General features: G+C 69.8%; 14 protein-coding genes and 1 pseudogene. 7 read left to right on the top strand and 8 right to left on the bottom strand.

Features of this window, described 5'->3' with window-relative positions:
- Positions 1–35: 35 nt before the first annotated feature.
- Entirely contained in the window at positions 36–1,499 is a 1,464-nt protein-coding gene (locus tag SPR02S_RS20785) for a cellulose binding domain-containing protein (protein ID WP_019058922.1), read from the bottom strand.
- An 85-nt stretch (positions 1,500–1,584) separates the two neighbouring features.
- A complete protein-coding gene (locus tag SPR02S_RS20780) occupies positions 1,585–3,168 on the bottom strand; it encodes a beta-N-acetylhexosaminidase (protein ID WP_019058921.1) in 1,584 nt (527 codons plus the stop codon).
- 308 nt (positions 3,169–3,476) lie between these two features.
- Here SPR02S_RS20780 and SPR02S_RS20775 point away from each other — a divergent pair, with 308 nt between their 5' ends.
- Entirely contained in the window at positions 3,477–4,316 is an 840-nt protein-coding gene (locus tag SPR02S_RS20775) for a GntR family transcriptional regulator (RefSeq protein ID WP_019058920.1), read from the top strand.
- On the opposite strand, the gene SPR02S_RS20770 is transcribed toward SPR02S_RS20775, so the two are convergent.
- Complete coding sequence (locus SPR02S_RS20770; RefSeq protein WP_019058919.1) at positions 4,301–5,170, bottom strand: hypothetical protein; 870 nt, start codon at positions 5,168–5,170, stop codon at positions 4,301–4,303. The genes SPR02S_RS20775 and SPR02S_RS20770 overlap by 16 nt on opposite strands.
- Positions 5,167–5,991 carry a MerR family transcriptional regulator gene (locus SPR02S_RS20765; protein WP_019058918.1) on the bottom strand — a complete coding sequence of 275 codons (825 nt, stop codon included), beginning with the start codon at positions 5,989–5,991 and terminating at the stop codon, positions 5,167–5,169. Before SPR02S_RS20765 ends, SPR02S_RS20770 begins: the two co-directional genes overlap by 4 nt.
- Before the next feature lie 158 nt (positions 5,992–6,149).
- Here SPR02S_RS20765 and SPR02S_RS60315 point away from each other — a divergent pair.
- A pseudogene (locus tag SPR02S_RS60315) lies at positions 6,150–6,539 on the top strand (ester cyclase); the annotation flags it as partial.
- Between the two features lie 42 nt (positions 6,540–6,581).
- Here the strand turns inward: SPR02S_RS60315 and SPR02S_RS20760 are convergent.
- From SPR02S_RS20760 to SPR02S_RS20750, 3 genes are all read right to left on the bottom strand, one after another.
- Positions 6,582–7,133 carry a dinucleotide-binding protein gene (locus tag SPR02S_RS20760; RefSeq protein ID WP_019058917.1) on the bottom strand — a complete coding sequence of 184 codons (552 nt, stop codon included), beginning with the start codon at positions 7,131–7,133 and terminating at the stop codon, positions 6,582–6,584.
- Positions 7,134–7,298: 165 nt separating this feature from the next.
- Entirely contained in the window at positions 7,299–8,081 is a 783-nt protein-coding gene (locus tag SPR02S_RS20755) for an SDR family oxidoreductase (protein WP_019058916.1), read from the bottom strand.
- 269 nt (positions 8,082–8,350) lie between these two features.
- Positions 8,351–9,193, bottom strand: coding sequence for an SDR family NAD(P)-dependent oxidoreductase (locus tag SPR02S_RS20750; RefSeq protein ID WP_019058915.1), 843 nt, complete (start codon positions 9,191–9,193; stop codon positions 8,351–8,353).
- A 175-nt stretch (positions 9,194–9,368) separates the two neighbouring features.
- Between SPR02S_RS20750 and SPR02S_RS20745 the strand changes: the two genes are divergently transcribed.
- Positions 9,369–9,833 (top strand): MarR family winged helix-turn-helix transcriptional regulator, encoded by a 465-nt coding sequence (locus SPR02S_RS20745; RefSeq protein WP_019058914.1) that lies wholly within the window; start codon positions 9,369–9,371, stop codon positions 9,831–9,833.
- Between the two features lie 80 nt (positions 9,834–9,913).
- On the opposite strand, the gene SPR02S_RS20740 is transcribed toward SPR02S_RS20745, so the two are convergent.
- Positions 9,914–10,771 carry a helix-turn-helix transcriptional regulator gene (locus tag SPR02S_RS20740; protein WP_019058913.1) on the bottom strand — a complete coding sequence of 286 codons (858 nt, stop codon included), beginning with the start codon at positions 10,769–10,771 and terminating at the stop codon, positions 9,914–9,916.
- Between the two features lie 112 nt (positions 10,772–10,883).
- Between SPR02S_RS20740 and SPR02S_RS20735 the strand changes: the two genes are divergently transcribed.
- The 4 genes from SPR02S_RS20735 to SPR02S_RS20720 all read left to right on the top strand — a co-directional run bounded on the left by SPR02S_RS20735 (position 10,884) and on the right by SPR02S_RS20720 (position 14,589).
- Complete coding sequence (locus SPR02S_RS20735) at positions 10,884–11,732, top strand: helix-turn-helix transcriptional regulator (protein ID WP_026150730.1); 849 nt, start codon at positions 10,884–10,886, stop codon at positions 11,730–11,732.
- Positions 11,733–11,889: 157 nt separating this feature from the next.
- Positions 11,890–12,456, top strand: a complete 567-nt coding sequence (locus SPR02S_RS20730) for a flavin reductase family protein (RefSeq protein WP_019058911.1) — start codon at positions 11,890–11,892, stop codon at positions 12,454–12,456.
- A 74-nt stretch (positions 12,457–12,530) separates the two neighbouring features.
- Entirely contained in the window at positions 12,531–13,496 is a 966-nt protein-coding gene (locus SPR02S_RS20725) for an NADP-dependent oxidoreductase (RefSeq protein WP_043258391.1), read from the top strand.
- A 28-nt stretch (positions 13,497–13,524) separates the two neighbouring features.
- Complete coding sequence (locus tag SPR02S_RS20720) at positions 13,525–14,589, top strand: NAD(+)/NADH kinase (RefSeq protein ID WP_019058909.1); 1,065 nt, start codon at positions 13,525–13,527, stop codon at positions 14,587–14,589.
- The last annotated feature ends 10 nt before the right edge of the window (positions 14,590–14,599 follow it).

The following is a 14,599-nucleotide window of genomic DNA, read 5'->3' as shown; positions in this document are numbered from 1 at the left end:
CGTACGCCGAGTGTGCGGCCCGCCGCCCTGGGTGATCAACTGCTGGGCACGGTGTCCTCGAACGTGGTGCCCGCGCCGCGGTATGCCGCGACCTTGGCGGCGACCTGCGCCGGGGTGAGGACCTGGTCCTTGACGTGCAGGACGTAGTCGACCTGTTCGTCGTAGGACCGCGCGGTGGAACTGGTCAGGCCGCCGAAGTCGATCAGCCACTGGTTGAAGTTGATCGACATCGGCCGCTCCGGGAGGTACGCGGCGTCATGGGTGCCGAAGAGCTGGCCGTCGATGTAGTACTTGATGCTGCTGTTGTCGATGGTCAGCACCAGGTCGTGCCAGCCGCTGTAGCTCTGCCGGCCCTCGGTGTGCTGGTTGACCGCGATCCACGGGTCGGCCTGGTAGGTCTCCCAGGACGTCGTGTAGAGGATGTTGGAGGTCTCGCCCCAGCCGCCGTTGGGGAGGTACTCGAAGTCGTACTCGGAGTAGTCGTCCGCCAACGGGGCCGTGAGGTCGTTGATGGTGAAGAACGTCTGCACGAGGTGGTCGCCGTCCGGTCCCGACTTGGGCGCGTCGTTGAACTTGACCCGGGCCGCGTAGGTGCCGTTCTTGAACTTCCTTGTGTTGGTGACGACTTCGGTCTGCTTGGTGCTCTCGCCGGTGCCGGACGTCGAAGTCTCCAGGTTCATCACGGAGTTGCCGCTCGTGCTGGCGAACGTGACGTTCTGGGGCGCCCAGGTGGCGCCGGAGACTCCGGGACCGCCGGAGGTGGAGCGCACGCTCCAGCCGTGCGAGGAGATCTTCGGGTCGTTGTAGGCGCTGTAGTTGAAGTCGTCGAACAGCGCGGCGCCGGTCGCCGGGGGATCGGTCGGCGGGTCGGTGGGCGGGCTCGTCGGGTCGTTGCCCGCGGGGGCGGTGCCCCACAGGGTGGCGCCGGACAGCTGTGCCGTGACCTTGGACCAGTCGGCGTACGAGGTCTGCGCGGCGCCGAAGGAGTAGTCGTCGCTCTGGTTCAGGGTCTGCCACGTGGACTGGTAGAAGCGCAGTTGCATGTCACCGGTGTCGGCGCCGGGCGCGAGGGTGCCGGCGCCGGAGGTGAAGCCGATCTCCAGGTAACGGTCCGCCGTGGCCGTCGGGTTGGCGAGCGTGCCGAAGGTGCCCGTGACGTTGGCACAGCCCTTGACCGCCCAGGAACACGCGAAGCGGTAACTCGCGCTCGCCGAGTCCGCCTTGAAGTAGTAGCGGAGCTTGACACCCGCCAACTGCACAGTGCTGGAGCCGGTGTTCTTCACCTTGAACCAGGGCTCGGACTGGTCGGCCGTGGCTCCCGTGGCGCTGGTGCGGTACTGGACGCTGAGTCCGTCGCCCGCCGCGCTCGCGGTGGACGGCATGGCGGTGAGCGCGGCGGCGCCCATGGCCACCGCGACGGCGGCGGACGCGGCGGCACGGAGCCTGCTCTTCGCGAACCTCGTGTCGAACGTCGTGCCGAACCTCTTGTCGAGTCTCATGTCGTGCCTCTCCAGAAAGGTGGGGTGATTCCGGAACGGGACAGATCAGGGCGGTACGGGGGACGGGTCACGTGAGGGGGACGGGTCACGTGAGGGGGTCGGGCCACGTGAGGGGGTCGGGCCACGTGAGGGGGTGGTACCGGACGCCGAGCGCGTCTAGGCGGGCCGTGTGCACCTCGAGCCGGGAGTGGAAGTCCGGCCAGTCGGTTGGACCGCTCCAAGCGCGGTCGGCGAGGGCGCACAGGCGGGGGTAGGTGAGGTACTCGATCCGCTCGGGTGTCCTGACGAACTCGGTCCACAACTGGGCCTGGGTGCCCAACACCCGCTCGGCAGCGCTCCGTTCGGCGTCCTCGGGGACGGGATCGTGGGCGTGGACGGTACGCAGATCGACGACGTCGCCGGGCTGGGCCTGGGGCTCGCCAGGGTCCTCGGACTGGGCGTAGTCGAGGTAGGTCGCCCGGTGGTACGCGCTCACGACGGAGTGGCCGCGACGGGTCGCCGCCAGGGTGTGCGCTGCGTCCCGCCAGGCCATCACCGTGAAGTTCAGGGGCAGTTCGGCACCCGTCTCGGCCCACCCGACCGGACGCCGCCCGTGCCGCACGAGGAACTCGCCGATCCGCCCGAGGAACCAGCCGTGCAGCGCGGCGGGACTCGACAGGCCCTGCGCGACCGCCCGTTCGCGCGCGGCGACACTGCGCGTCCACTCGGCGGTGGGACATTCCTCGCCACCCACGTGGATGTACGGCGAGGGGAAGACGTCCATGACCTCGTCGAGGACCGTACGGCAGAAGTCGAGCACCTCGTCGTGGACCCCGAGGACGGTGTCGCACACGCCCCAGCGGGTCCAGACGTCGAGGGTGCGCTCCGGGTTGTTGCCCAGCTGGGGATAGGCGGCGAGGGCGGCCCGCACATGCCCGGGCATCTCTATCTCCGGCATGACGGTCACCCCGCGCGCGGCGGCGTAGCTCACCAGGTCGGCGAGCTCGGCCCGCGTATACGAGCCGTTGTGCGGAACGCCGTCGTACAAGTCGCTTCCTGCGGGGCCCTGTTGGGACTCGGCGCGGTGGCCGCCGATCTCGGTGAGCTTCGGGTAGGCGGACACCGGCATGCGCCAGCCCTGGTCGTCCGTGAGGTGGAGATGGAACACGCCGATCTTGTGCAGGGCCAGCAGGTCGACGTACCGGCGCAGATACGAGACGGGCTGGAAGTGCCGGGCCACGTCGAGCATCGCGCCGCGCCACGGGTGCCGGGGGAGGTCGGTGATCTCGACGCACGGCAGCACCCACTGCGTATCGGGCTGCGGGCTCTCCGACAGGGCCTGCGGGGGCAGGAGTTGGCGGATCGTCTGGATGCCGCGCAGCAGACCGGTGAGGTGTGCGGCGCGCAGCAGTACGGCGTGCGGGGCGACGGTGAGCCCGTATCCCTCCTCGCCGAGACCGGCGAGACCGGCGAGACCGGGGTCGAGCGTGAGGGTCAACTGCCCTTCTGGGGAAGCCCGCAGAGGCAGTCCGGTGGCCGGTGCGAGCAGGGTGCGCAGCAGTTCCGCGGCCGGTTCGGCGCCCGCGCCGATGCGCAGGGTGGTGTCGGTGCCGAGGGTGAACTGCCCCGGGCGTACTGCCGACTTGGTGGGGCGGGGGACCAGGGAGAGCGGTGGGCGCTGTGCGGGCATGGATCGTCTCCGGGGCGGGGGCGTGTGGGGGGAGGTTCACCTGGGGAGGGCATGCGCGACCATCTGACCACCTGACCAGTGAAGCCCACTGGACAGCTCACCTTTCGATGTGGGGATGAAGGTGGCATAGACCAATGCGGGCGTCAACCCCCTTCGCTGTAGGGGGACTTGGCGTGCGGGTCGGCTCGGATGGGAAGGATCATCGCCCGGAGGTGGTTACACTGCCCGGGTCAACAGGGTCATTGCGGGCGACCGTTGGCCAACTGGTCAAGTGGTCAACCGGGGACTCCGCGTATGAGGAGTGCGACATGAAGGCCGACGCGCCAGGCGCGGTGCTCAAACGGGAGCGGGTCCGCGACTTCATCCTCGACCTGGTCGAGTCGCACCACCCGGGGGACGCGATCCCCTCCGAGCGTGTCCTCTGTGCCCAACTGGGCGTGTCCCGCCCGACCTTGCGCGCGGCGGTGGACGAACTCGTCGCCGCCGGGCTGCTGGTGCGGGAGCACGGGCGCGGCATGTTCGTGGCGCCCGAGAAGATCACCCAGGAACTCGTCTCCGGCGAACAGACCATGACGGTGCCTCAGGCATCCGGTGCCTGGTCGAGCCGCCTGTTGGAGTTCACCACCATCCCGGCCGGCGCCCGCGTGGGCCGCAGGCTGCGCCTCTCGCCCGCGGCCGAGATCGTGTACGTGGCGCGCCTGCGCCTGGTCGACGGCGCCCCGATGGCCATCGAGCACCTGCACATCCGGGCCGACCTCGTCCCGACCCTGTCCGCGCGGGAGTTGGAGGCCGGCGACCTGTACGAACACCTCCGGGAACAGCACGGTGTGCATGTCCAGGAGGCCGTCCAGGCGATCGAGCCGACCGTCGTCACCCGCGCCGAGGCCGAACTCCTCGACGTCCCCGAACTCTCCCCGGCCCTGCTCTTCGAACGCCTCACCTCGGACACCACCGGCCGGCCCGTCGAATACGTCCACTCGATCTACCGAGGCGACCGCTACCGCATCGTCTCCCGCCTCACCCTCGGCCCCTCGGTCACGGTCCCTTCCGCTCCCCTCGGCCACCACCCCGGCATCCCCCCGGGCGACTTCGCCCACCGGGACACGATCGCCGCGTCCACGCGGGGGGACATTCAGTCGGCGTCCTGAGGTGCGGGCGCGGATGCGGTTCGTGCCTGTGCGACGGCGTCGTAGAGGGACTTCGGATCGTCGGCGTGCAGCCGGATCACCCGTACGAGGCGCGGGGCGCCGAGGAGTTTCGGGGCGTCGACCGGTTCGGTCAGTTCGAGGGTGAGGGAGGTCTGGGAGCCGATGGGCAGGTTCAGCTCGCCGTCCTTCTTCTCGTGGGTGAATCGAGTCTCACGCCGGACCGCGGCGATCAGGGCGACGGGCACCCGGATGTCGACATGGGCCGCCTGCCGGACGCGCAGAACACCCCCGGCCAGGACGTGCGGCCGGGTGACGGCGGCGGCGTGCATACCGAGGACGAACAGCACGGTGTAGACGTCGACGACCAGAAGGACGGCGTGGACTACCGGCCACCTTGTGAGCAGGAACGACAGGGCGACCGTCTCGGCCACGCACACGAACGTGAGGCCGTACATCATCGCGGCCTGGTCGCGGGCGTGCGGGAAGACCGCGTCGGCCTCGCCAACCCCGTGCGGACGGCGTACGGCCCACCGGACCAGGCTCGCGAGGATCCGCGCCTCGTGCGCCACGTACCGCGCCACGCGCTCGGGCACGAGCCGCGCGAACGCCTGACGCCGGGACAGCCCGAACCGCCGTAGCCGAAGCCAGACGTAGGACTCGGCGCCGAGCAGTATCAACAGAAGTAGCTTGCCGCCGAGCAGAACGGCGTCGGGCACCGGGACTCCGCTGAACAGGCAGACGGCCAGGGCGAGTTGGGCGAGTATCCCGAGGGTGCGCAGCGTGCGCAGGGCCGGGCCTCGCGTGGGGGCTTCGGGCTGGGGGAGGGGCGTCTGGATCTCCGACATCGTCGTCATGACGGGTCCTCCTGTCGGTGCGACGGCGTTTCCTCTTGGTCCTTCGCAGGCTGCCGGTTCTTTGCGGGCTGCCGGTGCTTCGTGAGGTGTCGGTGCTTCGCGAGTTCGATCGCGCGGCGTACCGCCGTCGACTGGGCCGGTGCCAGGTCCGCGAAGACGGCGTCGGTCAGACCGTCGTCGGGCTGGTCGGGGAATTGCGCTGCCAGGTCGTCGGGCAGCAGGGCCGCGAGCGCGGCGGCGGCACGGGCCACCCCGGGGTCGTCCGGCTCCTTGTCGGCGAGGGCGTCCAGCAGGCCGTACATCTCGCCGGCGTGCTCCGCCATTCCCCGCAGCGTCTCCATCAGCAGGACCCGCTCCGCCTCGGGGGCCACGGTGTCGAGGAGGGCCAGCATCTCCCGGTCCTTCGCCGCCATGGGGGAGTCCGGCAGCTCGCCGAGGCCCGCCAGCAGCTCGGTGAGCTGCGGCGACAGAGGTGCTTCGGCGGTCAGCCGTCCGTCGCGAGCCTCGGCCAACAGCACGGCGAGCCGTTGTCGTCGCTCGCGTACGAGCGCTTCCTGCCGTGCGAGGTCCTGGTCCAACTCCTGGAGGACTTCCACCAGTTCGCGGCCTTCGTCGTCCGCGAGGACGTCACGCACCTCGTCGAGGCCGAGGCCGAGCTCGGTCAGACGCCGGACGCGGGCGAGCAGGACGGCGTCCCGGATGCCGTACTCGCGGTAGCCGTTGCTCCGCCGTACGGGTTCGGGCAGCAGCCCGCGATGGTGGTAGTGCCGCACGGCCCGCGGGGTGACCCCGACGAGGGCGGCGATCTCGCCGATTCGCATGGCTTCAGTAGAAACCCTGACGTCGCGGCAAGGTCAAGGCGACTCGTGGGGCTGCTCGTGGGCTGCTTGACCTTGCCGCGACGTCAGGGTCTGTACTGAGGGCAACCGGCCCGGAGCGATCACCGAGCTCACGGCGCCACCGTGGAAAGGACACCGGGATGACCACCTCCGAGAGGAACATGACCCTGCTGCGTACGGCGTACCGATCGATGGAGAACGGCGAACTCGACGCGTGCGTAGGGATGCTGACGGAGAAGTTCATCGCCAGCGTCCCCGGCCTGCCCGACCCGCTGCACGGCCCGGAGGTCTGGCGGCAGGGTGCGCGGGCCATGCTGGAGGCCTTCCCCGACCTGAAGATCGACGTCCAGGACATGTTCGGCACGGGCGACAAGGTGACCGCGCTGGTCTCGTTCCACGGCACGCACCAGGGCGCGTTCCAGGAGTTCGCGGCGACGGGCCGGCAGGTCGCCTACCGGAGCGTCGAGGTCTACCGGTTCGAGGGGGACCGGATCGCCGAGGAATGGGTCGCCCCGGACATGCTCAGTCTCCTGCGGCAGATCGCGCCCGCCCCGCCGGCCACTGACCCGTACTCACAGCTCGCCGGGCCGCCCGTACCGGTAGAAGAACGGGCCGCCGATCTGCCCGGCCAGCGCGCGGGTCAGGCCCGAGCTGTCCTCCAGGAGCCGCGCGCCCGGGTCGAGGTCGCCGACGTAGAGCGGGTCGAAGCCCGCGTCGGTGATGAGCCGCGCGGTGAGGTCCTTCGCGGCCGGTTCGGCGGCGTAGAGGTTGCTCGGGGTGACTCGCTGGGTGCCGATCTGGTCGTAGGCGGAGGCGAAGACCGTGTTGAAGGACTTCGCGGTCGGGCCGCCGACGATCGACTTGACCTGGTGGGCGAGGGAGGGGAAGGCGAGGTCGCGCTCCGAGTAGAGGTTGGTCGCGTCGATGGTGACCTGGCCGTTCAGCCCGGTCACGCCCCGCAGTGCCTCGGCGATCTGGTTGCCGGGGACGGCCACGACCACCACGTCGGCGTCCGAGGCGTCACCCCCGTCCCGGCCCAGCGTCCTGACCTCGTGCCCGGCCTTGTCCCACAGGCGGGCCAGGCCGCCGCCGACGTGTCCTCGTCCGATCACCGTGATGTTCATGTCGGCCTCCGGTCTGCCTGGGGTTCCATGTCCTCGTTGACGTGTCAACAAAACACCACTGATGTTGTCGTGTCAATCAACGCCGCCAGAGCGGGGGAGGAGCAGCGCTCGGCTGTTCCTCCCCCGCCCTGAGAGGATGGGGACGGGACGGTGGCGGGACGGATCTTAGACGGCCTGCGCGGTGGGCAGGATGGTGATCTCGGTGAGGTTGACGTGCCGCGGTACGGCGGCCATGAACGCGACGGTCTCGGCGATGTCGGCGCTCTGGAGGACGTCGATGTCGTTGATGAGGTCGGCCATCAGCTGGGACGCGTCGACGTCCGTGACGTGGTCGGGCAGCTCGGTGTCGACCATGCCGGGCTCGATGGTGGCCACGCGGACCATCTTCGGGCCGAGCTCCACACGGAGGAGTCGCGTGAGGTGGCTGATGTACGCCTTGGTGCCGGAGTAGATCGAGAACTTCGTCAGGATGCGGGTGGCCGCGATCGACGAGGTGTTGATCAGATCGGCCGGCTTGCCCGCGGCGGCGGACTCCGTCAGATGGGGGAGGAACGCGGCGATCACGTTCATCAGCCCGCTGATGTTGAGGTCGATCTGGCGCTGCCAGTCGTCGACCTTCAACTCCTCGATACCGGAGATGAGTTGGACACCGGCGTTGTTGAACACCAGGTCGGCCTTGCCGAAGCGCTCGGCTACCTGATCGGCGGCGGCCTGGACGGCGGCGCGGTCCGTGACGTCGACGGCCAGGGCGAACGCGGTGCCGCCCGCGGCCTCGATGTTCTTGACCACGCCTTCCAGGCGCTCCTTGCGACGGGCCAACACGACCACGGTGGCGCCGAGTTCGGCCAGCCGTTCGGCGGTGACGGCACCCATGCCGCTGGAGGCGCCGGAGACGACGGCGACACGGCCGGAGAGGGGGGTGCCGGTGAGCAGGGCGGAAGCAGACATCACGGAACCTCAATCACTGAGATAGGGAAGGGGTTTGACGGTGAGTCAGATGCGGCTGGTGAGTCAGGTGCGCCAGGTGCGCCAGGTGCGCCAGGTGCGGCAGGTGCGGCAGGTGCGGCGGGGATGGCAGGTGTTTCGGGGATGGCAGGTGTTTCGGGTGGTGGCCGGCGCGGGCGCGCCCGAACTCGTCGAGCCCAGGCCTGCGAACTTGGCCCGAACTCGTCGGGCCCAGGCGCCCGAACTCGTCCGGCCTGGGCGCCCGTTGTGCGTCAGGCGGCGGCGTCGTCGTGCCCGGTGGCCGCGGACTTCTCGCGCCACGGGGCCAGATCGTCCTGCACCTGCCGGTACTTGACCTCCAGCCGCTCCAGGGTGTCGCGGCCGAGGTAGAGATGCGTGGGCAGCTTCTCCGTGCTGGTGACCTCGACGATGAGCGCGGCGCCCAGGACGGGGTCACCGAGCTGCGTGTGGTTGGCCCGGTCGATCCAGTCGAGCGTCACGTGGGCCGGGGTGTCGTCGTAGTCGGCGATACGGTTCGCGGCGACCGAGAGGGAGCTGGAGTCGAGGAAGTCGGTGCGGAAGACGCCCGGTTCGACCACCATCGACTGGATCCCGAACGGCGCCATCTCGGCGGAGAGCGCCTCGCTGATCCCGGCGACCGCGAACTTCGACGCGGAGTACAGGCTGACACCGGGCTCGCCCTCGAAGCCCGAGCGGGACCCGATGTGCACGAGCTTGCCGGAGCCCTGCTTGCGCATGACGGGCAGGGCGGCGCGGGTGACGTTGATCAGGCCGAAGACATTGAGGTCGAACAGCGACCGCGCCTCCGCGTCGGTGATCTCCTCCAGCGCGCCGAGCAGCCCGCGGCCGGCGTTGTTCACCAGGACGTCGATACCGCCGAAGCGCTCCACCGCGGCCTCGACCGCCTGCGGGATGCTGTCGTTGTCCGTCACGTCCAGGGCGACCGCGAACACGTTGTCGGACTTCTTCAGGTCGTCGGGCACCCGCTCCGGATTCCGTACGGCGACCACGACATTGTTACCGCCTGCCAGCGCGGCCCGGGCGATTTCCGCGCCGATTCCACGGGAGGCGCCGGTGACAAACCACGTAGCCATGGGGAAAACCTCTTTCGTCGCTTCCCCTTGTGGGGGGATTTCTTGTTGACGAGTACGAGTCTGTCCCTCCGGAACGGAGCTATGAAGGCAGCGGTTTTCCTGGGAGTCCCACACCCAGGAACGGGCGTTTACCGGCGAAGTCGGTGACATGTCAACAAGCTGCTACGGTGAAGTCATGTCCGAACCCCGATGGCTCACCCCCGACCAGGCCGACGTCTGGGCGAAGTACCGGAGAGTGCGCCGCGAGCTGCAACGGGCCCAGGACCAGCAGTTGCAGCAGGATTCGGGCCTCTCGGCCGCCGACTACGCGCTCCTCGCGCCCCTGTCCGAATCCGCCGGCGGCGTGCTGCGCGCGCGGGAGCTCGGCGCCGAGGTCGACTGGGAGCGCAGTCGACTGTCCCATCAGATCAGCCGCATGGAGAAGCGCGGGCTCGTCACGCGGGAGCCCTGCGCGGATGACGCCCGCGGCTCGATGGTGCGGCTCACGGAAAAGGGCCGGGAAATGATCGAGGCCGCCGCACCCACCCATGTGGAAACCGTACGGCGGCTTTTCTTCGACCCGCTCACCTCGGACGAGGTGCGCCTTTTCGGCGATTTCCTGGACCGGATACTGGGAGCGGTCGAGCGCGATTCCCGGTAATCCCGGTAATCCCGGTAATCCCGGTAATCCCGGTAATCCCGGTAATCCCGGTAATCCCGGTAATTCGTAACCTCGGGATATTACCGCGCGTCCTGCACCTCGGGCGCGCTGAGCGAACCCAGCAGCGCCAGGCCGTCCGCCGAGGGCGAGTCCGGCTCCGCCTGCAAGATGATCAGCTGCTGCCCGGGTGCGCTGCGGATGTTGAGCGCTTCGTGCCGCAACTCAAGGTCCCCCACCACGGAATGCCGCATCCGCTTGACCTCGTAGGGCGGGACCCGGGTGTACTCACGGGCCCACAGCGAGCGGAACTCGCCGCTGCGCACGGACAGTTCGCCGACGAGTTCCAGCACGCGGGGATCCTCCGGCGTGCTCGCCGCGGTCTGCTGGAGATCGGCGACAGCACGGTCCTTGGCCCGCTCCGGGCTCCGGTAGAACGTCTTCGCCGCCGGATCCAGGAAGAGCATGCGCAGCACGTTGTCGTGCTGGGCGAAGTCGCGGTAGAGGGCGTCGGCGAGGGCGTTGGTCGCCAGCAGGTCCTGGGCGTGGCCGATGATGAAGGCCGGCGTCCTGGTCCAGCTCTCGATCAGCTGCCGCAGATGCGGGTGCACGCGCTCGACCCGGGACGGCGACTTCGTACGACGGTCCGTGGGCCGCGCCAGCCGGAACAGTTCGAGCCGGTCCTCCTCGGTCAGGCGCAGCACGCGGGCCATGGCCTCCAACACCCGTACGGACGGGCTGAGTTCACGACCTTGCTCAAGTCTGCTGTAGTAGCTCGGGCTGACCCCGGCGAGCGTCGCGACCTCGTCACGGCGCAGCCCGGGCACCCGTCGCCGGCCGGAGCCGGACAGCCCTACCTCGGTGGGGCCGACCCGTTCCCGGCGGGAGCGGAGGAACTGACCCAGCCCTTCCACCGGGTCGGGGCGCGTGTCGTTGTACATACCGTCGAGGCTAGGCGGAAAACGCCCGGAGAAGTTCTGCCGACGGTGGGTGCGTCGTACCCAGGATCACGGCTCCCCGGCTCACCGGTCGAAAAGCATCTAGTCTTGCCGCATGAGCAATGGCACCCCTTTGGGAGATTTCCTCCGGGCTCGCCGCGAGGCCCTCAAGCCCCAGGACGTCGGTCTGCCGGAATACGGCCGACGCCGGGTGCCGGGACTGCGCAGGGAAGAGGTCGCGCTGCTCGCCGGAGTCAGCTCCGACTACTACATCAGGCTGGAGCAGGGACGCGAGAACAGCCCGTCCTCGCAGGTCCTGGAGGCCGTGGCACAGGCGCTGAAGCTGGACGCGGAGTCCGCCGACCATCTCAACCGCCTCTGCCTGACGCCCTCGCAGCGCCCGCACGACCGGGGCGAGGCGGAAGTCAGCACGCAGTTGCTGCAGTTGATGGACGGCTGGGAGCACACCCCGGCGTTCGTTCTCGGCCCCGCCCTCGACATTCTCGCGGGCAACTCCCTCGCCACGGCGCTGCACAGCGGATTCGAGACGTTCGACAACCTGGCCCGCAATGTGTTCGTCGACCCGGCGGGGCGTGAGTTCTACCAGGAATGGGACCGGGCCGCGCATTCCTGTGTCGCCGAACTCCGGGCTGCCTACGGCCACGATCCCGAATCCGCCCGTATTGCAGAGGTAGTTGAGGAACTGTCCGCGGAGAGCGAGGAGTTCGCCGGTATCTGGCGGCTGCACGACGTCAAGAGCAAGTCCCAGGAAGGCAAGCACCTCAAGCACCCGGATGTCGGCGACCTGCACATCGCCTTCGCCGCGTTCACGGTGAACGGCGCCCCGCATCAGCAACTCGTCGTCTACCAAGCCGAACCGGCCGGTCCGACCGCGGCCGCCTTCGAGACACTGAGGGCGCTGGCCACCGCGCCGAAGAAGGCCGGCGCGAACACGAACACGTAGGCCAAGGCGAACACAAGCACGTAAGCCGAGACTGGTCCTCCCGCACCCAGGAAAACCGCGGCCTTCATACCGGCGAGCCGTCTGCCGAGACTCGAAGCGGCAGACAGCGCGCCGGCCCCGCCGCCGGGACGCGCTCCGTACGGCGTCGGGAGCGGGCATGATCACCGTGCAGGACCTTCAGCCCCACCCCCTGGACCAGGTGCACCGGTTGATCGAACCCGGTCCCGTCATCCTGGTCACCACCCGGCACCGGGGCGTCCCGAACGTGATGACCAACGGGTTCAACATGATGGTCCGCCACGCCCCGCCGCTGATCGCGTGCACCATCGGCCCCTGGGACCACAGCTACGAGGCGCTCGTCGAGACCGGCGAATGCGTCGTCTCCGTCCCGACGGCGGACATGGCGGCCACCGTCGTCGACATCGGCAATTGCTCGGGCGTGGACGTCGACAAGTTCGAGGAGTTCGACCTGACCGCCGTGGACGGCGAGAAGGTCCAGGCACCGCTCGTCGCGGAGTGCTTCGCCAACATCGAGTGCAGGGTCGCCGACACCAGCCTCGTCGCCCCCTACAGCCTGTTCCTTCTGGAGCCGGTGCGGGCTTGGACCGATCCAACGCAGCCCGTCCCGCGCCTGTTCCACCACCGCGGCGACGGCACCTTCACGCTCGACGGCCCGACCGTCGATCTCCAGGACCGCATGACCAAGTGGCAGTACCTTCTGTAAGCCCACGGAACCTTCTGTGAACCCGCGGAATCGCCTGTAAGCCACCGGATCCCTTGGACACTGGAGACTCGACCATGCCCCGAGCAGTGAAGTTCTCGCGCTACGGCGGCCCGGAGGTGCTGGAGGTCGTAGAGGTGCCGCGACCGAAGGCGGGCCCCGGGGAAGTACTCGTCCGTGTCGTCGTCGCCGGGGTCAACCCCGGCGAGGCCGGCATCCGGCAGGGCGTCTTCGCGGACATGTGGCCGGCCGTCTTCCCCGAGGGGCAGGGCAACGACTTCGCCGGCTGGGTCGCCGAACTCGGCGACGGCGTAAGCGAGTTCGCCGTCGGTGACGAGGTCATCGGCTATCTGCCCCGAAGGGCGCAGGCCGACTACGTCGTCTCGCCCGCCGATGTCCTCGCCCCCAAGCCCGCCGACATCAGCTGGGAAGCCGCCGCGCCGCTGTCCGCGGTCGGGGTGACGGCATGGGCCGCCGTCGACGCCGTAGACCTGGAAGCCGGGGACACCGTCGTGGTGTCCGGCGCGGCCGGCGGGGTCGGCTCGCTCGCCGTGCAGCTGGCGCGGCTGCGGGGCGCGCACGTCATCGGCACCGCAGGACCGCACAACGCCGAGTTCCTGCGCTCGCTCGGCGTCGTCCCCGTCGAGCACGGCCCCGGCCTCGTCGACCGGCTGAAGGCCGCCGCACCCGACGGGATCGACGCGTTCGTCGACACCTTCGGCCAGGGCAACGTCGACATCGCCATCGCGCTGGGCGTGGCCCCGCAGCGCATCAACACCCTCGCGGACGGCCGGGCCGTAGCCCGCTACGGCGTACGCAGCAGGGCCCAGGAGGACGTCTTCGCCCCTCAACTGGTCGCCGAACTGGCCGAACTGGTCTCCAAGGGGCAACTCACCGTCCCCATTAGCCAGGTCTACCCGCTGGAACAGGTCCAGGAGGCCTACCGGCAGGTGCAGCAGCGGCACACGCGCGGGAAGATCGTGCTCAGCCTGGTCCCGCCCGACGAACGCCCCGCACTCGCCGCCGAACTCCGCACCCCCTGACCCCTCACCGCATTCCACGGAGGAGCCCATGCCCGTACGCCGTATCGGCCTCGTCGTCCACCAGGGACGCGAGACCGCCCGGGACGCGGCGGCCGCCGTGCACGCCTGGAGCGAGGCGCACGACGTCCGCTGCACGGAGATCGACGTGTGGGGCAAGGACCAGCACCGCCGTACCGGACGCGAGGAGGCCGAGGCGGCGGGCAACCCCGACCTCGTCGTCACCCTCGGCGGCGACGGCACCTTCCTGCGCGGCGCCCGCATCGCCGTCAAGAGCGGCGCCGACGTCCTCGGCGTCGACCTCGGCAAGGTCGGCTTCCTCACCGAGGTCCCGGCCTGCGACATCGGCGAGGCCCTCGACGCCGTGCACGAGGGGCGGGCCATCGTGGAGGAGCGCATGACGCTGACCATGCGCGCCTCCCGCCCGCTGGACATCCCCGAGGAGATGGAGGCCCTGCTGCGCTACGGCCGCGGCCCCGCGCTGCCGCCGCCGCAGGTCCGGCCGGAGACCACGGAGGGCGGCGGTTGGGGCTGTGCGCTGGACGTCATCGCCCTCAACGACGTCGTACTGGAGAAACTCGCCCGCGACCGACAGGTCGGCGTCGGTGTCTACCTCGCCGGACGACTGCTGGCGACCTACTCCGCCGACGCGCTCGCCGTCGCCACCCCCACCGGGTCCACGGCCTACAGCTTCGCCGCCGGTGGACCGGTCCTGTCGCCCCACATGGACGCCGTCGTCTTCACGCCGATCGCCCCGCACATGACGTTCAACCGCAGCGTGATCGCCGCCCCCGACGAACCGGTCGGCCTGCGCGTCCTGCCCCACTCCGGCCAGGCCATCGTCAGCGTCGACGGCCAACTCCGCGGCGTCCTGGACCCCGGCGACTGGATCGGCGTCTTCCGCGCCCCCCAGCGCGTCCGCCTCGTCCGCCTGCGCCCGACCGATTTCTACGGCCGACTGCGCGACCGGTTCCGGCTCACCGACGCGCCCGCCAACGCCCAGGACGGGCCCTCGGAACCGTTCTTCCGCCCGGACACCCCGGTCCCGGCGGACCTGGCGGGGATGCGGCTGCCACCGCCGGACGCCGTGAGCTGAGAGGGGCTCA

Origin of the sequence: Streptomyces prunicolor NBRC 13075, assembly GCF_000367365.1 — a bacterium.
GTDB classification, from domain to species: domain Bacteria; phylum Actinomycetota; class Actinomycetes; order Streptomycetales; family Streptomycetaceae; genus Streptomyces; species Streptomyces prunicolor.
The sequence above is the reverse complement of the archived record's forward strand: the minus strand, read 5'-3'. Positions and strand labels throughout refer to the sequence as shown.